We start from the raw sequence: 20910 nt of genomic DNA, 5'->3' as shown, positions 1-20910 counted from the left end.
TTGTCATGAAACAGTCACTCAAGTGTGCTCCATGATAACAGGCGTTCGGCGCTGGGCGGGGCTTGCGGACAGGGTGCAAGGGGCGGCGCGGCCTGCAGACTCATTACCAAAGTTTGCATAAACGACAGCGTTGGGGTGCAGTGCACCCCGGTTCTGATCAGAAGTAATAGGGAAACTTGAGGCTGAACGAGAAGTCCGGTGCGTCGTCGGTCAGGCCAATGGCGAGGTTCGGAACGATGGTCAGGTTGTTCGTGGCCGCGAAGGTCATGCCGATGTTGAAGTTCGCTGCGTTGTAGTCGCTGTTGGAAATCGACTGCCAATCGCCGCCATCGGGCTTGATCTTGCTTTTGCTGGAGAACTGGTCGGTGAACGAGAACGACATACTCATCTTTTCGTTCAAGGCAAAGGCGATGCCGCCGCCGATCTGCCAGGAATCCCCAAGTTTCACATCGCCTTTGACCTTGCTGCCAACCTGCGGGCTGATGTCGCTGAACGAGTCTTGCATGTTGTAGGTGTACTGCAAGCTGGCGAACAGCACCGCCGGGTCGAAGGTCTTGACCAGCGAGAGGCCGGGCGAGATCGACCAGACACCGTTGCCGGTCGGCAGGTCTTCGGGCACAGCCAGGTTGTCGTTGCCGGGGCTCTGGATCAGCTTGATGCCGTAGGGATCCTTGCCGGTCGGAGCCTTCACCCGCAGGGTGGCGACGGCGTCTGGCCAGGTTTCCGACTCGTCCAGGAACTTGTAGGCGATGCCGAAGTTGACGTCGCCGATGGTCGGGTCGCGGGTTACCGAGTCGTCCGAGGTGACCCCGGCGGCGCCACCTGCGCCACCGGAGGAGTAGGTGGACTCGCGGTAGACGATCGGCACGTTTATATCGAACTGCCAGCGTTGGTCCAGGTTGTAGCGGCCGGTCAGGTCCAGGGTCCAGTTGTCCGCCTTGATGCGGTCGATGTTGATGTTGCCGAGGAAGATCGAGTCCAGTGCCAGGAACCCATTGAGGGTGAGGGCCCGCGTATCGTAGTGGGTATAGGTGATGCCGGTCTCGAAGCTGAACTTGCCGCCGCCGAAGAAGCCGCTGGCCTCGTCATACAGGTTGGAAACGCTCTGGGCGGGCTCGGAGTTGTCCTGCAGCGATTGCCCATAGGAGCTTCCGGTGGTGCCCGGGGCGCCAGAGGCCACGGTCTGGCTGCCCTTGACGCCCTCGGCGGGCGATTTGGTCAGGCGCCGCGGAGCCGGAGCCACAGGTGCTTCTTCGACCTGGCGCAGCCGTTGTTCCAGCACCATCAATGCGTTCTGTTGTGCTTCGTAGCGCTCTTTGAGCGCCATCAGCTCCTGCTTCAGCGCTTCGACCTGGGGATCGGTTGCTGCGTGTAGCAGGGTGGCTGGGGTCAGGGTACTCAAACAAACGATAGCTCTTAGCGTCAACAAACGGTGCATGGGTTAGCCGTCCCTTCTGACTGCTTTCGATGAGACTGAGCGTAGATCAGTATCCGAGACCACGGAGACCTTTAAGCTGGTCCAGGTTGACGTTCATCGACCCGGCCGCAGGCGCCTCTCGCAGCACGACGTTGAACGAGGTCAGGTTGCTGACGCGGTTGCTGGATCCGAGCAAGGTGGTGTTCTGCATCAGGCCGCCCTGGCCAATGCGCTGGAAGGTGCTGCCCTGGTTGTTGTTGGCGACGATGTTCATCTGCACGCCGGTGCCGGAGGAGGACACTTTCAGCGCCCCTGCGCCGTTGCTGCCGACCAGTGTGGAACCGTTGGCCAGCGCCTGGCCCATGGGCGTGCCGCTGGGTGCTTTGTCGCCCTTGGTCACGTTGATGGCGACATTGTTGTGGGCGGTGTTGAAGTCACCGGCGGCCCGCACCACCTGAGTCACGCCTTCGGTGGTATTGAGGCCGCTGCCACCGGTGACCGTGCCGGTGCCGCTCTTGGGCTGGGAGGTGCCGGTGCCTTTCTCGTTGATCAACGACACGTAGAATTGCGGTTTGATGGTCGCTTGCTGGATCTGCATCGCAGAGGTCGCACCGATCACCTCGCCGTTGGCGTTCTGCCAGGTGCTGGTCATGACGATGCCGAAGCTGACGATCCGTCCCGGCATCACGTAGCGGCCTCGCAGGTTGGCCAGTTCCTGGTCCTTGAGTTCGATGGGTTTGAACGTTTCGGCTTGGGTCGGCAGGGCGGCGACCAGGCAAATGGCGGCCAGCCAGGTTGAAGTCTTCATGGGAGCTCCCGGAGCGTCATGCCCACTCTAATATTCAGAAGAAGTCGCTTTGGATGAAGCCAAAGTCCATCAACTCAGCGTCCTGCACGGGGGTGAAGTTGTTCACGCGGTTCTTGGCACTCAGCGGCAACGGCGGGTCGAGCAAGATATTGTTCTTGTCGTAGCCCTGGCCGATGACGGCGAAGATGATGCCGTTCCAGCCCTTGAGGAAATCTGCGACCGTGAAGCGTTTATGGCCCAGCACTGGGTCACCGATGTAGACCCAGCCTCTATCGACCTTCTGCATGACCACGAAGTGCTTGTAGCCCCGGATGTCCATCAGCACGACCACTGGAATGCGGATACTGGACAGGGTGTCGGGGGCCACCCGATAGCCACGGGCACGCATGCCGAGGCTTTCCACGTAGCGTTTCATGTCGAGCATCGAGAAGCCCTGCACCCGGACCAAGTCCTGGTCAGCGTGGGCGAGCATGCCCTCGATGATCTGTTCTTCGTTGACGTCCAGCCAGTAGGCCTGACGCAGGATGGTCGCCAGCGCCGCGGCGCCGCAACTGAAGTCGGTTTTCTGCTGCACCAGGTCGGCGAACTTGCGTTCGCGAATGCTTTGAATGGGTTTGTAGATCACCGCGCCGCCTGGCAGGACCGACAGCGGCATCTGGGCGGCTTCGCCCACGCAGGTCACGCACAGCAACAACGCCAAGGCGAAAATACGCATGTCCCACGCCCCCTTGCATTTCTGGTGAGGAAGAGGCCCCCCGCAGGGGGCCTCCAGGTCGCAGTTACATCGAGGTGTTGGAGATGGCCAGCGAGTTGCTTTGCTGGTTGCCCACACCTGCTGCCACGTTGACGCCCAGGTTGCCGCTGCCGCCATTGACCGAACCACTGAGGGTTGCGGTGTTGGTCACAGGGTTGGCCCAGCCGGTCGGGGTCAGCACTTGGAACGACACAGTGTTGCTCAGTGCGTACTCGCTAGACTCGCTGTAGCTCTTCGAGATGGTGTCCGAAGATTGCGAGGCTTTCTCGCCAGCTTTCTCGTAGGCCGAGGCGTTCGCTTTCTCCCATGCCGACTCGCGCGACTTGTCATACGAAGAGTCGCGAGATTTCTCGTACGAGGAGTCATGGGCGCGGTCATACGAGGAACTGAGCGACTTGTCGAACGACGAATCGAAGGACTTGTCGAACGACGACTCATGCGACTGGTCGTGCGAGGTATCGACGCTCACATCGAGGTTGGCGTTGAGCGAGCCGTCGAAGCTGTCGCTGCGGCTACGCACGAACGGACCGAACGTGGTGGTCGAGGTGGCGTCGGCACCGACAGTCGCATCCAACGACGCGTTCAACGAAGCGCTCGACGACGAGCTCGAGCTCGAGTTGTGCGAGCCACTGGCATTCCAGCTGTTGGAACCGTTGGCAGCCATGTTGTTCGAGCCGCTGGCGCTGCTGCTGTGGGATCCACTGGCGGTCATGCTGCTCGAACCACTGGCACTGCTGCTGTGAGAGGCGCTGGCACTGCTGCTGTTGGACCCAGACTCGCTGAAGCTGGAGCTGGAGCTCTTGTCGATGCTGGAGTCGAACGTGCCGCTACTGGAAGAGGAACCGCTCTTCGACGTGGTGTAGGTCAGCGTATCCACCCGATAGGTGCGGTCTGCCTTGTTGATGACGGTCAGGCCTGGGCCGGTCTGAGTGGCGGTAGCGGTAGCGGTGGAATTACCCATTGGCGCACTGTTGTTGGCAATGGCCATGGTGTTTTTCTGCTGGTTCAGGTCGCCACCAGCGATGTTGATACCCACGTTGCCGCTGGTGGTGTCTGCCGAGCCGCTCATGACGGCAGAACTTTGGGTCGACCAGTTCTTGACGGTGTTGTTGCTGCTGCGCTGATCGACGCTGGCGGTTGCCATGGATTCGCCGAAGACGAAGCTGTTGTCGAGCGCGGAATTGTCGGACGCGGTGTTGGCAATGGCCGCCGCGTTGTCTTGTTGGTTGCCGTTACCGGCCGCCACGTTGATCCCGACGTTGCCGCTCGCGCCGCCACCGGAGCTGCTCATCTCTGCTTCGTTTATGGTGCCTTCATTGAGAATGAAGTTGTCGTGACTTCGTTGCGTATCGTCAGCTTTGGCAGTGGAGCTGGTGTAAACAGGTTTTGGTGGAGGATTGTGGTGGCCGTTATGGCCATGTCCACGCCGATCGTTCTGATCCGCTTGTGCAGCAACAGCCATGACCGCAGCAATTGCGAAAACCAGAGGCTTGAGTGCCATCGAGGGTTTCATGGTGTTTCTCCATCTTTTTTAGGTTAAGTGTTGTTCTCACCTGTTTGGGTCAATTAGCGACCCGGACGCTCAGGGTGTTTGCCGTCTGGTTTCCCACCCCGGCGCTCTGATTCAACTGAATGACCCCACGGCTACCGGTGAAGGCCTGGTCACCGGTGGTGACCTGGCGATAGCCGGGAGAGGCATCGGTTGGATCGGAGCTGTTGACCAACGCAACGTTCTGCTGCAGCAGGACGCTGTCGTCGATGGCTTGTGGATGCGCACTGATGCTGATCCTCAGTGCGTTGGCTTGCTGGGTGCTGGCGCCTGCGCTCTGGTTCACGCCCAGTGCACCGCTGCCATGGCTGAAGGCATTGCCCTGGATGCTGGCGCGAGCCCCCATGTTGGGGTCGACCACCGTCTGCAGGCCCTGGCGGATCTGCGTGGTCGCGCTGGCCTCGTGGCCATAGGCGAAGGCCCGTGCGTTGGCTTGCTGCTGCAAGTCACCCGCCGCTTGGTTGAGGCTGAAGTTGCCTTGGTATTGCGCGCCGGAATTGTCGATGGTGGCGTCGTTGATCACAGGAGGTTGGGCCAAGGCCGATGCACTGCAAAACGCGGCAAGGATTAACAGCGTCTGCCTCATCTCATTTGCCTCCGGTCAGGATCTGTAGCGGCGCCATACCGCGCTGCACGCTTGAGTTGACCATGTTGGAGATGCTGTTGCCGCCACCTGTACCGCGGCCTGCGGCCATGTTGGGCAGTTGGGTCTGGTTGCCAATGGAGCCGCCCAGGTTGGTGGTCTGCTGAGTGATCAGCGAGGAAATGCCTGTGCCGCTGGTGATATTGGCGAAGTCGCCGTCACTGAGCTCGTTGGTCTGCCTGAGGATGTGCGCAGAGGGGTTGGCGTTGGCAGTGGTGGGGTTGGGGTCTGGGGCGACAGGGGCACGGATGGCCATGCGGGGCTGGACATCGCGGGTGATCACGATGATGCCGTTGTCGGCCTGGACGGGCAGGCTCAGGCATGAGCCGAGTACGCAACCAGCCAGCAGGGGGTGAATCAGGCCTTTGGCGAATTTCCTCACGATGGCAATTCCTTCTTTTGTGCGCTGGCCCTGGTCAGCGTTGCCCTGATGAGAGCAGAAGGTGTGCCGGTTTTTGATTTTCCCGTTAAATCAAAGCGTTGGAGAATCTAGCTACGGGGGTTTGGATTTTGTTGTATCAGGGATGAGACGGATTTTCAGTCGAGTGCGGCCTGACCCTGCATCGGCGTTGCCTGAGGAGGCTTTTTTCACAAGTGTTTCACGTGTTTGACACTACCCCCAAAACTGGTGAAAGGCCCGTGAATCCGGGGGTTACGCCCCCAAGGGTGTGTCAGGCCCTTAACACTCGGTGGGGCAGGTGGGAGATTTGCCATCCAGCAGGCGTTGCACCGCGTTCAGGGCTGCCATGCTTCGTTTGGACCACTCTGCGCCAATGATCTGCACCGGTTGGCGATGGCGTTCCAGCCACGCCAGGCTGTCGTCGAAGAACCGTTGGCGGTCGTTCAGGTCGGGCTGGCTGCGCTGGCCATCATCTACCCAGCCGACGTCTTGGGGGCTGAGCAACAAGTGCAGGTCGTACCGACGTGCAAGCAAGGCCTGTTCCAGCCAGGACGGGCAGTCATCGAACAGGGCATAGCTCCAGAGCATGTTGCTGAGCAGGTGGGTGTCGAGAATCAACAGCTCCGGCGCCAACTGACGGGCCTGGTCTTCCCAGGCCAGCTGGCCCTGGGCGATGGTGGGGATGTCGGCGTAACAGGTGTCGCGCTGTTCCCGATCGATGAAGTGGCGCACGTACTCGCTGACGACCACCCCCCCGAAATGCGCCTGGATCTCTCCACTGAGCCAGCTCTTGCCGCTGGACTCCGGCCCGCACAGCACCAGGACCTTCATGTCGCCACCAGCGCCGGGTCGCGTCGCCATTCCAGCCAGCCGCGCACGGCAATCAGGGTGAACAGGGCGTAGAGCGCGGCGGTCAGGTACAGGTCTTTATAAAGGAACAGGCCGACGAAGATCACGTCCAGCACCACCCACAACGCCCAGCATTGCAGGCGCTTCTGCGCCATCCACCATTGCGCTACCAGGCTGAAGCCTGTCAGGGCGGCGTCCAGCCAGGGCTGGGCGGCGTCGGTCCAGTGCGCCATCGCCATGCCAAGACCCAGGCTTGCCAGCAGGCCGATTCCGAGCCCTGTGAGCATAGGTCCTGGGGCGAGGCTGGACACCTGGCGGGCGTCCTCGACCCGCTCTGGGCGCGTCCATTGCCACCAGCCGTACAGCTGCAGCACGGCATAGACCACTTGCAGGAGCATGTCGGAATACAGCTTCACTTCATAGAAGATCCAGCTGTAGAGCAGCACCATTACCAGGCCGATCGGCCAGCACCACGGATTCTGCTTGACCGTGAGCCACACGGCGATGACGCCGAGCACGGCGGCGAAGAGTTCGAGGCCGGACATCGGCGATCCTTGGGAGTGGGGAAGGGCGCGATTGTAGCCTGTGAGGCAGGGAAGCTGTAGTGGCTGATGGCGGCCTGTTCGCGGACAACCCCGCTCCTGGAGGGGGAGCGGGTTCACCCGTGCGCACATCGATGAGCTGTCAGACCTTGAACTGGCGCAGCAACTGTTCCAGCTCCTCGCTCAGGCGTGCCAGGGAGGCACCCGCATCGCTGGACTGGCGGGCCGCCTCGGCGGTCTGCTGGGACAGCCCGGCGGTGTCGAGGACGTTGCGATTGATCTCTTCGACCACATGGGCTTGCTGCAAGGTGGCGCTGGCGATCGACGCGTTGAGTGCGGTGAGGTTGTTCAGCGCCTGGCTGATCGCATCCAGGCTGGTGCCTGCCTCGCGCGCTTGCTGGACGGTCTGGCGCGAGGCCTCGCTGCTGGTGTCGATGGCCTTGACGGCCGCTTCCGACTGGCCTTGCAGGTGCTCGATCATGGTCTGGATCTCGGCGGTCGACTGGGCCGTGCGCTGAGCCAGCAGCCGCACTTCATCGGCGACCACGGCAAAGCCCCGGCCCTGTTCACCGGCTCGGGCGGCCTCGATGGCGGCATTGAGGGCGAGCAGGTTGGTCTGCTCGGCGATCGAGCGGATCACTTCCAGCACCCCGCCGATCCGCGTGCTGTGCCCCGCCAACTCGCGGATCACCTGCACCGCCTGTTCGATGGTGCTGGACAGCCGGTCGATCTGCTGCAGGCTGCCGTGGATGGCCTGCTGCCCATGATCGACCTGCACTTGGGCCGCGTGCATCTCGTTGGCGGCCTGTTCGGCGGTCTTGGCCACGTCCTGAACCGCGTAGGTGACCTCGTTGACGGCCGTGGCCACTTGGTCCATCTGCAGCGACTGCTGGACGCTGCGCGCCTGGGCCTGGCCTGCGTTGTCGCCGACGTGGCTGGCGGACTGGGCCAGCGCATGGGCTGCGCCTTGCAACTGACCGACCACCCCCTGCAGCTTGCCGTTGAAGCGATTGAAGTGCTCGCCCAGGTACGTGAGCTCGTCGCGGCCATGGGTGTCCAGGCGCCGGGTCAGGTCGCTTTCACCACTGGCGATGTTGCCCATGGCTTGCACCGCGTCCTGCAGCGGGCGGGCAATGCTGCGGGCGATCAACAGCACCAGCAGGGCCATCAGCACGGCGATGCCCAGGCCGAGCAGGGAGGCATCGCGCACCTGGCGGGCGAACTCGGCCTGAACGTCGTCGATATAGACCCCCGAGCCTATGATCCAGCCCCAAGGTTTGAACAGCTGGATGTAGGAAGTCTTGGCCACCGGCTCGCTGGCGCCGGGCTTGGGCCAGCGGTAGTCGACCGAGCCTGCGCCGTGGCTGCGGGCGAGGGCGACCATCTCGTTGAACACGGCAAAGCCGTCGGGGTCGCGGATGGCGGAAAGGTCCTGGCCATCGAGCTTGGGGTTGGCCGGGTGCATGATCATCTTCGGCCCCAGGTCGTTGATCCAGAAATAGTCGTCCTTGTCGTAGCGCAGCCCCCGCACCACCTGCAGCGCTTGCTGTTGGGCCGCCTCGCGACTGAGTGTGCCGGCAGCTTCCAGGCCTTGGTAATAGGCCAGCACCCCGGCGGCGGTCTGTACCACGTGCTGGGTCTTCTGTGCCTTGGCCAGGTACAGGTCACCATGAAGCTGGCGCAGCATCAGCAGGCCCAGGACCACCAGCATGGCCACCGCCACCAGCAGGATCAGCGACAGACGCCGGCTGATCGACATCGACCTCAAGGTCTTCATGAAAGGTACTCCCGCATTGTTCTTGTTATCAGGCGCATCCAAGCATGCTTTGCACATCGCGACACACCCGACCAAGGGCTAAGTGCCGTGGCAGGCATTTCGTGTCGCATACCGCGCGAGCCAATTGACAGGCAGCTCTGATAGGATCTCGGCCGCGCAAGATGAAACCTTTAGGTATCAGGCTCTTTCCACTGGAAAGCGGGTCGGCAGTCGCTGTAAAAAAGCCGGGCCTTTCGCGGCAATCACATGCAAATCAAGTACAAGGGGCCAGCCAGGAGCTGAGTTCCATCGGGGGAATAATGGATTTTTGGAGTGCCTTGCAGGCAATCATCTTAGGCGTGGTGGAAGGGTTGACGGAGTTCTTGCCGATCTCCAGCACCGGGCACCAGATCATCGTCGCTGACCTGATCGACTTCGGTGGCGAGCGGGCCATGGCGTTCAACATCATCATCCAGCTCGGCGCGATCCTCGCCGTGGTGTGGGAGTTTCGCCGCAAGATCTTCGATGTGGTGCTTGGGTTGCAGAGCCAGCCCCAGGCGCGTCGCTTCACCGCTAACCTGCTGATCGCGTTCTTCCCGGCAGTGGTGCTGGGCGTGCTGTTCGCCGACATGATCCACGAATACCTGTTCAACCCGATCACCGTGGCCGCAGCCCTGGTGGTTGGCGGGGTGATCATGCTCTGGGCGGAGCGGCGCGATCACCGCGTCGAGGTCGACCATGTGGATGACATGCGCTGGAGCCACGCCCTGAAGATCGGCCTTGTCCAGTGCCTGGCGATGATTCCGGGGACTTCGCGTTCGGGCTCGACCATCATCGGCGGCTTGTTGTTCGGCCTGTCGCGCAAGGCCGCGACCGAGTTCTCGTTCTTCCTGGCTATGCCGACCATGGTCGGTGCCGCGGTGTACTCGGGCTACAAATACCGTGACCTGTTCCAGCCTGGCGATCTGCCAGTGTTCGCCGTCGGTTTCGTGGTGTCGTTCATCTTCGCCATGATCGCGGTACGGGGCCTGCTGAAGTTCATCGCCAACCACAGTTATGCGGCCTTTGCCTGGTACCGCATCGTTTTCGGTTTGTTGATCCTGGCGACCTGGCATTTTGGCTGGGTCAACTGGGCCACGGCGCACGGCTGAGATGGCCCGTTCGCAAACTGTACCGCAGCGCGGCGCCAACCGCGCCCAGGAGGGCGTACGCAACCTGCGCCTGAAGTTGCTGGTGCTGGCCGGGCTGTGTCTGCTGCCCACGCTGGGCGCTGCACAGATGGCCATCAACGGGCAGTCCTGGATTCCGTTGGCGGTCTATCCGTTGGCGAGCCTGGTCAGCCTGTTGCTCTACTGGCAGGACAAGCAGCAAGCCCGCACCCAGGCATGGCGTACGCCCGAGAAGGTCCTGCACGCCAGCGAGCTGTGTGGTGGTTGGCCGGGTGCGCTGGTGGCTCAGCAGCTGTTTCGGCACAAGACACGCAAGGTGTCTTACCAGGCGACGTTCTGGGGCATCGTGATGCTGCACGAGGCGTTCTGGGTCGATCACTTGCTGCTGAATGGCCGCTGGCTGGGCGGAGTGTTCGGTTTCTTGACCGGCAATTGATGGGGAGGAGGTGATCGCCGCCCGATCCGCCTCGCCCTCACTCCAGCAAGAGTCCTGCCTGCAGCCGCTTGGGCAACCGCCTCACCACCAATTGGTGTGAGCGCTGCAGCAGCTCACACAACGCTTCGCGCCCCATCGGATACGGTGGGGCCATGCTGATCCAATGCGCCCGCGCAAGATAAGGCGCCGGGCGTACGCCGGGGTGGTCGCAATAGCCCAGGAACAGCTCATCGGCCACCTTGAACGACAACCCTGCACCAGCCAGGTCCAGCACTGCGAACATCTTGTTGCCCGCGACCGAGAACACCCGTACGCCGCCCCATTTGTAGTCTTCCCGGGCACCGGGCAAGGTCAGGCAGAACGCCGCTACCTGCTCCGGCGTCATCCGCCGCTCAGACATACCGCTCTCCACAGGCTTCGAACGAAGCCGCCAGATGGTCGATCCACACCCGCACTGCCGGCAGCAGGCCCCGGCGATGAGGGTAGACCGCCTGCAGCCAGCCGCCAGGCAGCGACCAGTCCGGCAACAGGCGTACCAGTTCGCCGCGTTTGAGTTCCTCTTCGCAGAACATGCTCGGCAGGGCCGTGAACCCCAGGCCTGCGCGTACGGCCGCCTTGCGCACCAAAAAGTCGTCGACTGCCAGGCGCGGCTCCAGGGCGAGCTCCTCTTGCCGTCCCCCCGGGCCGATCAGACGCAAGTGCACCAGCCGGTCGGCCTCCGCCGCGCCAAGCACAGGCAAACCGGCCAGTTGCGACGGCTCGCGCAAGTGGTCGGCAAAGCCCGGCGCGGCCACCAGGTGAGTTTGTGCCGGGCGCAGACGACGAGTGACCAGGGCTGGGTCTTCGTCACCCAAGTCACGTACGCGCAAGGCCACGTCGACCCCTTCGGAAATCAGGTCGACCCGGCGATTGAGCAGGACCAAGTCCAGTTGCACCAAGGGATACTGCTCGAGAAACCGACTGACCACATCCGGCATGAAGGCATGGGCCAGGGCCACTGGGCACGAGACCCGCAAACGCCCGCGTGGCTCACTGCTCATACTGGCCACAGCTTCGTCGGCGGCCTCGGCCTCCAGCAGCATGGCCTGGCAATGCTGCAGGTAGCGCTCGCCGACGGCAGTGAGCTTCAGTTGCCGGGTGGTGCGCTGTAAAAGGCGTGTGCCCAGGCGTTCTTCCAGCTCGGCGATGCGCCGTGACAGGCGCGACTTGGGGATGCCCAACTGGCGGCCCGCAGCCGCAAAACCACCGGCTTCCACCACACGGGCGAAATAGAAGAGGTCATTGAGGTCTTGCATGGGTAACGTCTCATTGTTCCATGTATGGGACAAACTAACGCATTTTTACCCGCTTATCAGTCATTCGATGGTTCTATAGGATTCTCTCCATCGCGATCGCCCCTAGATGCGGTCTTCACTCACAGGAGAGTCCCATGAAACTGTTGCATATCGATTCGAGTATCCTGGGCGACAATTCCGCCTCCCGCCAACTGAGCCGCGAAGTCGTCGAAGCCTGGAAAGCTGCAGATCCCAGCATCGAGGTCGTGTACCGCGACCTGGCTGCCGATGCCATCAGCCACTTCTCCGCCGCGACCCTGGTTGCCGCCGGTACCCCAGACGAAATGCGCGACGCCGCCCAGGCTCACGAAGCCAAGCTCAGCGCCGAGACCCTGGAAGAGTTCCTGGCTGCCGATGCGGTCGTGATCGGCGCGCCGATGTACAACTTCACGGTACCGACCCAGCTCAAGGCCTGGATCGACCGCGTCGCCGTCGCTGGCAAGACCTTCCGCTACACCGAAGCTGGCCCTGAAGGCCTGTGCGGTGACAAGAAAGTGATCCTGGTGTCCACCGCCGGTGGCCTGCACCACGGCCAGCCGACCGGCGTAGGCCATGAGGAGTTCCTCAAGGTGTTCCTGGGCTTCATCGGTATCACCGACCTTGAGATCGTTCGTGCCCATGGCCTTGCCTATGGCCCGGAACACCGCAGCAAGGCCATCGACGCGGCCCAAGCACAGATCGCCAACGAGCTGTTCGTGGCCGCCTGATCGGCACGCAAAAAAAACCGGCTGATGCTCCAGGCGCCAGCCGGTTTTTTCATTCAGGTTTCATCTGCTGGTCGTTTGGCTGGCTTTATGCTGGCACTGTTCCTCAGTCTTGCGCGGAGCTGCCTGCCCATGAAGCGAACCTGTGCACTGTTGGCCCTGGTGTTGCTCGGTGGCTTGCTGGCCCGCGCCGAGGCAGCGCCTTGGGTCAGTGGCCTGCACCGGATGCAGCTGGCCGATCCGCTGGATGCCCGGCCTATGCAGGCGCTGGCGTTCTACCCGGCCCATGGCCCGACCCGCGCTGTCCGTTTGGAAGGCTATCCGTTGACCGTGGCGGAGGAAGCACCGGTCGCTATGGGGCAGTTTCCGTTGCTGGTGTTGTCCCACGGCAATAACGGCAGCCCACTGGCGCTGCACGACCTGGCCACCGCTCTGGCGCGCCGGGGCTTTATCGTCGTGGCCGTGGTCCATCCCGGCGACAACAACCGTGACCACAGCCGTCTGGGCACCTTGAGCAATCTCTACGGACGGCCCTTGCAAGTGAGCGCTGCGATCAGCGCTGCCCGTGATGACCGCTTGCTTGGCCCCTACCTGAACGATGGTAAGGTCGGGGTAATCGGGTACTCGGCGGGAGGGGAAACCGCGTTGATTCTTTCCGGTGCGCAACCAGACCTGGACCGCCTGCACCGGTATTGCCTGGAACGGCCCGGCGACGCGGATGCATGCAAGACCCACGGGGTACTGATCGCCGACCGCGCCGAACTCACGCCCCAGGCCGATGCCCGCGTGGGGGCGGTGATGTTGATGGCGCCCCTGAGCCTGATGTTTGGCCGCCATGCCTTGGCTGGAGTAAAGGTCCCCGCACTGATCTACAGCGGGGATCGGGACCAGTTGCTAGCCGTGGACCGCAATGCCGAAGCCTTGGCGCGCAAGTTGCCGGTAACGCCCGACTATCGCCTGCTGGCCGGTGCCGGCCATTTCGTGTTCATGGCGCCCTGCGACGAGGAGCAGCATGCCCACATGCCCGCGCTGTGCAAGGACGCCGAAGGTGTCGACCGTCGCCACATTCACCATTCGCTGCAGCGTGAGACGGCGTTGTTCTTCAGCCAGGCCCTGGGGGCACCGCTGCCTGCCGAACGCTCAGTCGCGACGGGCGTGCCGGGCGAGCAGCAGCACAAGTCCCACCCCTGACAGCGCCAGCAAGGCGGCCACGCAGAAGATCGACGCATAGCCCTGGCGCACGGCGACCGCCCCCATCACAGGCCCGGCGATGGCCAAGGCCAGGTCGAAGAACACCGCATAGGCGCCTAAGCCAGCGCCGCGACTGCTGCTCGGTACCTGCTGGATCGCTTCCACACCGAGCGCGGGGTACACCAGTGACAGCCCGAACCCCGTCAGGCCAGCGCCGACCAAGGCCCAGGCAGGTGAGGGCGCCAGCCAGAGCAGGGTCAGCCCCAACACTTCGGTGGCCATGCACGCGATGGCGACGTTGTAGCCGCCAAAGCGGTTGACTGCGTTGACGAACAACAGCCGGGACACGATGAAGCACAGGCCGAAGGCGCTCAGGCACCAGGCGGCACCGACCCAGCCACGCTCCAGGTAATAGAGGGTGACGAAGGTCGTGAGCGTGCCATAGCCGATCGAGGCCAGGGTCAGGCCTAGGCCGAACGGGGCCACCCGCCCGAAGGCGGACCAGAATGGCAGGCGTTCGCCTCGTACCACCACGGTGTCTGGACGTGTGCGCAAAGCCAGCAGCGCAAGCAGGGCCAGGATCAGCAAGGCCGGGCCGAGTACGCTGAAGTCCAGCCCGTCCACCAGCAGCACGCCGGCTGGTGCGCCAATGGCGATGGCCCCGTAGGACGCGATACCGTTCCACGAAATCACCTTCGCGGTGTGCTCACTGCCGACCTGGCCGATGCCCCAGCTCAACGTGGCGACGCCGATCAACCCTTGGGCGATGCCCAGCAATACCCGGCCACCGAGCAGCAGGATGAGGCTCAGCCAGGGCAGGGCGAGGGTCCAGGCCGAGCACAGCGTCAGCACGCCGCAGCCGGCGATGCCGTACAGCCCGTAGCGAATTGCCCGTTTACCCCCGAGGCCATCGGCCACCCGGCCCGCGAACGGACGGCTGAGCAGGGTGGACAGGTATTGCAGGCCAATGGTCAGGCCGGCGATCACGGCGCCAAAGCCAAGCTGGTCATGGACATAGCTGGGCAGCACCGCGATCGGCAGACCGATGCACAGAAAGGCGATGAAGGTATAGAAGACGATCGAGAGGATCTGCAGGGTGATGCTGGAGGTGGGTTGTTGCGCGGTCATGGGCACGTTCGCGGGCGGGCGGTGGGACGTGGCCCATCATGGCGTCTGTGCGGAATAAAAGAAAGCAGGCTAACGAGTTGTTCGGTGGTTGCGTGCTGGTTGTGGGAGCCGGCTAAGCCTGCAATGGGCTGCAAAGCAGCCCCTGGCCCTCGAATTTCAGCGCGCGGAGCCCGCCAGTCTTCGGTCATTTAAGGGGCCGCATCTCCCAAGGGTACAGCGCCGAGCCGGAGAACGACGCAGTACCTGTGGGAGCGGGTTTACCCGCGAAGGGCGTGCAAGCGGTCGACGTGGGGGCTCTATCAGACCACGACACCCTGGCTGCGCAGGTAGTCGTCGTAGGTCCCGCTGAAGTCCACCACGCCATCGGGCGTCAGTTCGATGATGCGCGTTGCCAACGACGACACGAACTCACGGTCATGGCTGACGAATACCAGCGTTCCCGGGTAGTTCTCCAGCGCCAGGTTCAGCGCCTCGATCGATTCCATGTCCAGGTGGTTGGTCGGTTCGTCCATCACCAGCACGTTGGGTTTTTGCAGGATCAGCTTGCCGAACAGCATGCGGCCTTGCTCACCGCCGGAGATCACCTTCACCGACTTCAGGATTTCGTCGTTGGAGAACAGCATACGACCCAGGGTGCCGCGGATCAGCTGTTCGCCTTGAGTCCACTGACCCATCCAGTCGAACAGGCTCAGGTCGTCTTCGAAGTCGTGGGCGTGGTCCTGGGCGTAATAGCCCACCTCAGCGCTGTCGGTCCACTTCACGGAACCGGCATCCGGTGCCATCTCGCCGACCAGGGTGCGCAGCAGGGTCGTCTTGCCGATACCGTTGGGGCCGATGATCGCCACGCGTTCGCCAGCCTCGACCACGAAGCTGAAGTCCTTGAACAGGGTCTTGCCCTCGAAGCCCTTGGAGACTTTCTCCACGGTCACCGCCTGGCGGTGCAACTTCTTGGTTTGCTCGAAACGAATGAACGGGCTGACCCGGCTCGACGGCTTGACCTCGGCCAGCTGGATCTTGTCGATCTGCTTGGCGCGCGAGGTGGCCTGCTTGGCCTTGGAGGCGTTGGCCGAGAAGCGGCTGACGAAGGTCTGCAGCTCGGCGATCTGGGCTTTCTTCTTGGCGTTGTCGGCTAGCAACTGCTCCCGCGCCTGGGTGGCGGCGGTCATGTATTCGTCGTAGTTGCCTGGGAACAGGCGCAGTTCACCGTAGTCCAGGTCCGCCATGTGGGTGCAGACGCTGTTCAGGAAGTGTCGGTCGTGGGAAATGATGACCATGGTGCTGTTACGCGCGGTCAGAATGTTTTCCAGCCAGCGGATGGTGTTGATGTCCAGGTGGTTGGTCGGTTCGTCCAGCAGCAGCACGTCTGGGTCCGAGAACAGCGCCTGGGCCAGCAGCACGCGCAGTTTCCAGCCCGGCGCCACTTCGCTCATCGGCCCGAAGTGCTGCTCCAGGGGGATGCCCAGGCCCAGCAGCAGCTCACCGGCACGTGATTCGGCGGTGTAGCCGTCCATCTCGGCGAATTCGGTTTCCAGTTCGGCGACGGCCATGCCGTCTTCTTCGGTCATTTCCGGCAGGGAATAGATGCGGTCACGCTCGGCCTTGACCTTCCACAGCTGTTCGTGGCCCATGATCACCGTGTCGATCACGCTGAACGCCTCGTAGGCGAACTGGTCCTGGCGCAGTTTACCCAGGCGGGTGTTCTGCTCGAGCATCACCTGGCCGGCGGACGGCTCCAGGTCACCGCCGAGGATCTTCATGAAGGTCGACTTGCCGCAGCCGTTGGCGCCGATCAGGCCGTAGCGGTTGCCGTTGTTGAATTTGACCGAGACGTTTTCAAAGAGCGGCTTGGCGCCGAATTGCATGGTGATATTGGCGGTGGAGATCAAAGCGCTTACCTATCAGTAACTTACGCGGCTGGATTCTCGGTTGATACCGATTTGATACCAATCTTGAGCTTTTCCAGCTCGCTCCAGTCGGAGCTTGAGTTGAGCCAACGCGCATACGTCGACAGCAGCATTTGCACGCTGTGACCCAGCTGTTGGGCGATAAATGCGGGGTTGAGGCCAGACATTAAGCATATTGTCGCATAGGTGTGCCTACAGTTGTATGGGGGCCTCCTTCTGATCCCCAGCTCGTTCAGCACTGGCACCACTGTTTGTGCAGGTCCGACGATGGCGTATTCGCCATCAGTTCCTTCCCTTGCTTCCGCTGCTCGGCGTAATCCCTCGCATACCGCAGCGCGCAAAGCCCTCTCGTTCAGCAGAACGAACCTGCCCCTCCCTGTCTTCGTCCGCTCCTCAACCTTGCCAGAGCGATGGTCCTCCTGACGTGAACCGTCCTTTTCCCTTCGTCGATCACCTCCCACCGCACCGCCAGGGCCTCGGAAAGTCGGAGCCCTGTAACATGAACTCGAACAACGCGGCGTAGATCCGGCTTGGTCAGTGGGGGTGTTCGTACAGCCTGGCGATAATCGCGTTCGCCTCCTCGAGGCTGAATGGATGGATCTCCTTGCGCGATCGCTTCGGCAAATCAATCACCTCCGCCGGGTTCTTGCTCAGCAGGCCATCGCGCATCGCGCCGGCGAGGATCGTCGAAAGCCTAGTGATGGCATTGCGCTTAACGTTTGCCGATGCCCACTCCGTTTGCGCTGATCGGATGCGAGTGGTGCAGGCCGAAAATGTCGTAGATGCGCGCCAGGGCTGGGTGCAGTTGGTTTTCTTCAGGCATGACTTCGTCCTTGACCGCCATATCGCGGCAGTGAATAGAGGGGAGAGGGGTACAGCTGGGTGGAGTACAAATGTGCTCAAGCTTTACCTTGAGCTATTGAGTGGGATACGGCGCCACTTCGAGCTAGAGGCATTGGACAGGAGTGATATCGTATTGATATCTTGTGACACACAATTGTCCTGCGCATTAAGGAAGATCGATGGCTGTCACCTGTCCCAAATGTGGCTCTGATAAAACTCAAAAAAGAAATACTGGAACGAAAGTGGCGGCAGGTGTTGGTGCCGTGGCTGGAGGGGTCGGCGCTGTCGCTGGAGGAGGCGAAGGGGCTGCCATGGGCGCCGCTATTGGTAGCGCTCTATTTCCTGGCGTGGGCACGGTGGTCGGCGGCGTTATTGGCTTCCTGGGTGGATTAACCGCTGGCGCCGCAGTTGGTGCGGCTGCAGGTAAAGTTGTCGATGAGACAATTCTGGACAACCATCTTTGCAATAACTGCGACCATACATTTAGCATCTAGGTGCTGTCTGAAAAAAGGTGTCGTAGACACCGCATGACACAAGCCAGCGACACCAGCGCGCTATAGCTTTTTGCGAGCTTGTCAAAACGAGTCTCAACTCGGCGGTTCTCTTTCAGCCAACCGAACATGCGCTCGATCACATTACGCTGGCGGTACTTGGGGCGATCAAACAGTCGGGATAGTCCAGGCTTGGGTTACGCTTCATCGAACGCAAAGGAATAACCGGTTGCATGCGATACCGGTCACAAAAACGTCGCAGCGCATCAGCGTCGTAGCCCTTGTCGGCCAAAAGCCAGCGGCAGCGCTTGCGAGGTCGCCCACGTTTGCTCGTCGGGATGCAGACATCGTCCAGCAATGGCTGCGCGTAGCTAATATCGCTGGCTTGACCGCCAGAAAGGAGAAAGCGCAGTGGTACGCCGTTGGCGTCGCAGAGCATATGAATCTTGGTGGTGAGGCCACCACGACTGCGGCCTAGAGCGTGATCGGCGGGTTCATCATGGCCCCTTTTTTACCTGCACCTGCTGAAGCGCGGGTAGCACGAACAGCAGCCGAATCGATCATCCAGGTCTGTAGGTCAATGGGCCCTTGATCATTGAGTTTGAGATGTAACCGCTTGAGCATCTGATCAAATGTTCCCCGATTTCGCCAAACTCGGAATCGGTGATACACCGTCCGCCAAGGCCCAAAACACTCGGGCATGTCACGCCAGGCAGCGCCTGAGCGCAACCACCACGGCACGCCATCGAGCATCAGGCGATCACTTGATCGCGGTCGGCCTCTGGTGTGGGTTGGGGTGAAGAGATCCGCAACCACATCCCATGCTTCATCCGAAAGTTCGTAGCGCTTAGCCATCACAGGATTCCTTTCCATTGCAAAGCCAAATAGCGGTCTCGATGAAGCAACTATTTAGACGTACGCAGGGTGTCCAGTTTCTTCGAGACGGTCTTTCTGATCTCTGCATAGACCGCTTCAATGGGTTCATTTCGCCCCAAGATTATGCACAACAAAAACGTGAGCTTCGGGAGAAAGCTTATGAGCTAATTAAGGCGGAGCTGCCATATTTAAATAGCACTACATATGACACTACTCCATCACCAACTGTGCCGAGTCCCGTAATACAAAGTGATGGCGCTGTTGACCCTTGAGAATTTGAGCTCCGAGAGTTGGCGCTTTTGGCGATATGAGGTATTGCGGGTGACCGGCATGGGGCCGGATCAAGGAGGGGGTATGGCGACAAATCGTGAGGTTGCTCTGGAGCAAGCGCTGGTTGCGGTTATCGGTGCAGCGAAGTTCGACGGCTTGGACGAGAAGGGGCTCGTTGACCGTGCCACCGCATTACTGCTGGGCGGTAATGCTCTTCGTGTTGTCGACCATCCGAATGTAAGTGATGCCATCCGCGAGATCAGTGACGCGCAGGCTGAGGCCGTTGCCAGGCTGCAGGTCAAGGCCAGACCACCTTGTCACCTGGATCAGGCTTCAGCTCGGTCATGCTGGCCTCTTCGAACTGTCGCGCTAGTTTTGGTGAGATGTAAAAAGCTGGCACGTCAGGCCGTTCAAGCCGGGGCGCCTGTTCAGAAGGGGCAGTAACCAGGAACGACAGCTGCAGGTTTTGCAATATTTACTGCAGCTGTATGTAATCGTCAACGGTGAACAGCGCGCTGGATTATTCCGTCACAATAAATTGGGCCGTAATGTTTCCCGCTCTTTTACATGAGCCTCCGGCTTTGCTGGGTTCGTTAGAAGTTGCGCCATAAAGACTATTTTTATTGGCGATGTGATCAAGGCTGGTTGTTCCCCAGCCATTCGAGGTGACGGTTACGCGGACACCGTCTCGGAAAGTGATAGAAAAATCTCCCTTCGTCGGAGTGCCAAACCCCTTTACTAGGAATGCTTCCCGTGGATTTGCCTGGCTACCACTATTCTCTACCAAATAACGACCCTTGCTCCTTGTGCTCCAAATGGTGAAGAGCTCAGAAGTCTTGTAATCATGTAGTGCTTTGAAGCTGCATATGTAGATTACCGTTCCGGTTACGTCTCCGATTGTTGCCTTAGGGGTGGATTGTCGCAGTGTATCTGTTTTGTACTCACATACATCGATGCTTTTCCTATCTGGGAAGTCAATATTGCACTCGGCAATTGCAAGCGTTGCGACAGTCATGAGTAGTAATGAAGTTGAGACTTTTAGTTTTAATCTAGGCGCTGGGTATTCGTGATTTTTTTTCATTTTTAGGTCCTTGTGGCTTGGTAGATTCCGAAAGTTTTCGGTCACTCCGCAAACCCTCATTTCGAAAACGGCCCGAAAAATGCTTCGTCTGTTTCATGCGTTCAGCTATTCCGAGCACCCTGGAATCTTCAGTATAGAGACACCTTTTCTGTGGCCATCACCAAATACCTTTGTGCTACCCATAGATTCGGCAGGGCAAATGAAGTAACTGCGCCGTATCCTTGGCCAAGCCGTCGCGCCCTGAGGCGTGACGGATGCGACATGGTGAGGGCCCGGTTTGGCAATCACGAATGTCCATAGGGGCAATCAGCTCATCCCCTGGATCCTGCGGAATCATCAGCATGAACACGCTCGGCCTGGTCACGAAGCCGTCGGCCAATGGATAATTCGGCCTTTCAACGAAAAGGTCTAACCGTGGGAACGAAAAGCTTGATGGCCGAGGTGTTCTTCAGTCTGCCAACGCATATCTGGGTACTGCCGGTGGCAGCTGTTATCGCCTTTTTTGGCTTGAAACTGGCCGAAGCCTCCATCGAGCGAACGAGCGTGCTTCGCCTCGCCACCTATGCAGCCTTGGTGCTCCTGGCGGTGATCCCCAACGGCATCCATGCCATCGTTGCGCCTACTCCCGCACTCGCTGGCGAAACCGTGCTGCCCAACTATCAAGGGTTGTTCTACCTCGACGCCTTCTTCGTGTTCGCGGGGTGGGCGATCAGTGGCGTGATTCGCACCCGTTCGTGATTCGCGGGATGGGCTACTGGTTTTTGA

21 protein-coding genes and 2 pseudogenes are annotated in these 20910 nt (G+C 60.9%); 7 read left to right on the top strand and 16 right to left on the bottom strand.

All coding sequences use genetic code 11. The annotated features are described in order from the left end of the window. Window positions 1–157 precede the first annotated feature (157 nt). The 9 genes from IEC33019_RS08755 to IEC33019_RS08715 form a co-directional block, all read right to left on the bottom strand. A complete protein-coding gene (locus tag IEC33019_RS08755) occupies window positions 158–1438 on the bottom strand; it encodes a transporter (RefSeq protein WP_070094463.1) in 1281 nt (426 codons plus the stop codon). Window positions 1439–1484: 46 nt separating this feature from the next. Then, window positions 1485–2225: a hypothetical protein gene (locus tag IEC33019_RS08750; protein ID WP_070094464.1), complete on the bottom strand. Its 741-nt coding sequence runs from the start codon at window positions 2223–2225 to the stop codon at window positions 1485–1487. A gap of 34 nt (window positions 2226–2259) precedes the next feature. After that, the gene (locus IEC33019_RS08745; protein ID WP_070094465.1) at window positions 2260–2940 is read right to left on the bottom strand and encodes a C39 family peptidase; all 681 of its coding nucleotides are present in this window, start codon (window positions 2938–2940) and stop codon (window positions 2260–2262) included. 64 nt (window positions 2941–3004) lie between these two features. After that, window positions 3005–4492: a heme utilization protein gene (locus IEC33019_RS08740; RefSeq protein ID WP_070094466.1), complete on the bottom strand. Its 1488-nt coding sequence runs from the start codon at window positions 4490–4492 to the stop codon at window positions 3005–3007. Window positions 4493–4541: 49 nt separating this feature from the next. Continuing rightward, window positions 4542–5114: an adhesin gene (locus IEC33019_RS08735; RefSeq protein WP_070094467.1), complete on the bottom strand. Its 573-nt coding sequence runs from the start codon at window positions 5112–5114 to the stop codon at window positions 4542–4544. Window position 5115: 1 nt separating this feature from the next. Next, window positions 5116–5553 (bottom strand): hypothetical protein, encoded by a 438-nt coding sequence (locus IEC33019_RS08730; RefSeq protein ID WP_070094468.1) that lies wholly within the window; start codon window positions 5551–5553, stop codon window positions 5116–5118. A 297-nt stretch (window positions 5554–5850) separates the two neighbouring features. Then, window positions 5851–6402: an AAA family ATPase gene (locus IEC33019_RS08725; protein WP_070094469.1), complete on the bottom strand. Its 552-nt coding sequence runs from the start codon at window positions 6400–6402 to the stop codon at window positions 5851–5853. Continuing rightward, entirely contained in the window at window positions 6399–6965 is a 567-nt protein-coding gene (gene pnuC, locus IEC33019_RS08720) for a nicotinamide riboside transporter PnuC (RefSeq protein ID WP_070094470.1), read from the bottom strand. Before pnuC ends, IEC33019_RS08725 begins: the two co-directional genes overlap by 4 nt. A gap of 139 nt (window positions 6966–7104) precedes the next feature. Continuing rightward, entirely contained in the window at window positions 7105–8739 is a 1635-nt protein-coding gene (locus IEC33019_RS08715; protein ID WP_070094471.1) for a methyl-accepting chemotaxis protein, read from the bottom strand. A 299-nt stretch (window positions 8740–9038) separates the two neighbouring features. On the opposite strand from IEC33019_RS08715, the gene IEC33019_RS08710 reads away from it, so the two are divergent. Together IEC33019_RS08710 and IEC33019_RS08705 are read left to right on the top strand one after the other, a co-directional pair. Continuing rightward, window positions 9039–9869 carry an undecaprenyl-diphosphate phosphatase gene (locus IEC33019_RS08710; RefSeq protein ID WP_099593335.1) on the top strand — a complete coding sequence of 277 codons (831 nt, stop codon included), beginning with the start codon at window positions 9039–9041 and terminating at the stop codon, window positions 9867–9869. 1 nt (window position 9870) lies between these two features. Further along, the gene (locus IEC33019_RS08705) at window positions 9871–10323 is read left to right on the top strand and encodes a DUF1294 domain-containing protein (protein ID WP_070094473.1); all 453 of its coding nucleotides are present in this window, start codon (window positions 9871–9873) and stop codon (window positions 10321–10323) included. Between the two features lie 37 nt (window positions 10324–10360). On the opposite strand, the gene IEC33019_RS08700 is transcribed toward IEC33019_RS08705, so the two are convergent. Together IEC33019_RS08700 and IEC33019_RS08695 are read right to left on the bottom strand one after the other, a co-directional pair. After that, window positions 10361–10723, bottom strand: a complete 363-nt coding sequence (locus IEC33019_RS08700) for an MmcQ/YjbR family DNA-binding protein (RefSeq protein ID WP_070094474.1) — start codon at window positions 10721–10723, stop codon at window positions 10361–10363. Next, a complete protein-coding gene (locus tag IEC33019_RS08695) occupies window positions 10716–11618 on the bottom strand; it encodes a LysR substrate-binding domain-containing protein (protein WP_070094475.1) in 903 nt (300 codons plus the stop codon). The genes IEC33019_RS08700 and IEC33019_RS08695 overlap by 8 nt, the downstream gene beginning before the upstream one ends. Before the next feature lie 134 nt (window positions 11619–11752). On the opposite strand from IEC33019_RS08695, the gene IEC33019_RS08690 reads away from it, so the two are divergent. Both IEC33019_RS08690 and IEC33019_RS08685 read left to right on the top strand, forming a co-directional pair. Continuing rightward, complete coding sequence (locus IEC33019_RS08690; RefSeq protein WP_070094476.1) at window positions 11753–12364, top strand: FMN-dependent NADH-azoreductase; 612 nt, start codon at window positions 11753–11755, stop codon at window positions 12362–12364. A 129-nt stretch (window positions 12365–12493) separates the two neighbouring features. Further along, window positions 12494–13552 (top strand): alpha/beta hydrolase family protein, encoded by a 1059-nt coding sequence (locus tag IEC33019_RS08685; RefSeq protein WP_070094477.1) that lies wholly within the window; start codon window positions 12494–12496, stop codon window positions 13550–13552. Here the strand turns inward: IEC33019_RS08685 and IEC33019_RS08680 are convergent. From IEC33019_RS08680 to IEC33019_RS27755, 3 genes and pseudogenes are all read right to left on the bottom strand, one after another. Continuing rightward, a complete protein-coding gene (locus IEC33019_RS08680; protein WP_070094478.1) occupies window positions 13502–14680 on the bottom strand; it encodes an MFS transporter in 1179 nt (392 codons plus the stop codon). The genes IEC33019_RS08685 and IEC33019_RS08680 overlap by 51 nt on opposite strands. A 299-nt stretch (window positions 14681–14979) precedes the next feature. Continuing rightward, a complete protein-coding gene (locus tag IEC33019_RS08675) occupies window positions 14980–16566 on the bottom strand; it encodes an ABC-F family ATPase (protein WP_070094479.1) in 1587 nt (528 codons plus the stop codon). Window positions 16567–16586: 20 nt separating this feature from the next. Further along, window positions 16587–17346: pseudogene (locus IEC33019_RS27755) on the bottom strand (tyrosine-type recombinase/integrase); the annotation flags it as partial. A 260-nt stretch (window positions 17347–17606) separates the two neighbouring features. On the opposite strand from IEC33019_RS27755, the gene IEC33019_RS08665 reads away from it, so the two are divergent. Continuing rightward, window positions 17607–17921, top strand: a complete 315-nt coding sequence (locus tag IEC33019_RS08665; RefSeq protein WP_081337532.1) for a hypothetical protein — start codon at window positions 17607–17609, stop codon at window positions 17919–17921. Here the strand turns inward: IEC33019_RS08665 and IEC33019_RS08660 are convergent. After that, a pseudogene (locus IEC33019_RS08660) lies at window positions 17918–18773 on the bottom strand (IS5 family transposase). The gene IEC33019_RS08665 and the pseudogene IEC33019_RS08660 sit on opposite strands and share 4 nt — an antisense overlap. 375 nt (window positions 18774–19148) lie before the next feature. Here IEC33019_RS08660 and IEC33019_RS08655 point away from each other — a divergent pair. Then, entirely contained in the window at window positions 19149–19508 is a 360-nt protein-coding gene (locus tag IEC33019_RS08655; protein WP_070092892.1) for a hypothetical protein, read from the top strand. Window positions 19509–19584: 76 nt separating this feature from the next. Here IEC33019_RS08655 and IEC33019_RS27330 read toward each other — a convergent pair whose 3' ends face one another. After that, the gene (locus IEC33019_RS27330; RefSeq protein ID WP_139139884.1) at window positions 19585–20145 is read right to left on the bottom strand and encodes a hypothetical protein; all 561 of its coding nucleotides are present in this window, start codon (window positions 20143–20145) and stop codon (window positions 19585–19587) included. Window positions 20146–20577: 432 nt separating this feature from the next. On the opposite strand from IEC33019_RS27330, the gene IEC33019_RS08650 reads away from it, so the two are divergent. Beyond that, window positions 20578–20883 carry a hypothetical protein gene (locus IEC33019_RS08650; protein ID WP_244509764.1) on the top strand — a complete coding sequence of 102 codons (306 nt, stop codon included), beginning with the start codon at window positions 20578–20580 and terminating at the stop codon, window positions 20881–20883. The last annotated feature ends 27 nt before the right edge of the window (window positions 20884–20910 follow it).

It is taken from the genome of Pseudomonas putida, from assembly GCF_002741075.1.
Taxonomy (GTDB): Bacteria; Pseudomonadota; Gammaproteobacteria; order Pseudomonadales; family Pseudomonadaceae; genus Aquipseudomonas; species Aquipseudomonas putida_T.
The sequence above is the reverse complement of the archived record's forward strand: the minus strand, read 5'-3'. Positions and strand labels throughout refer to the sequence as shown.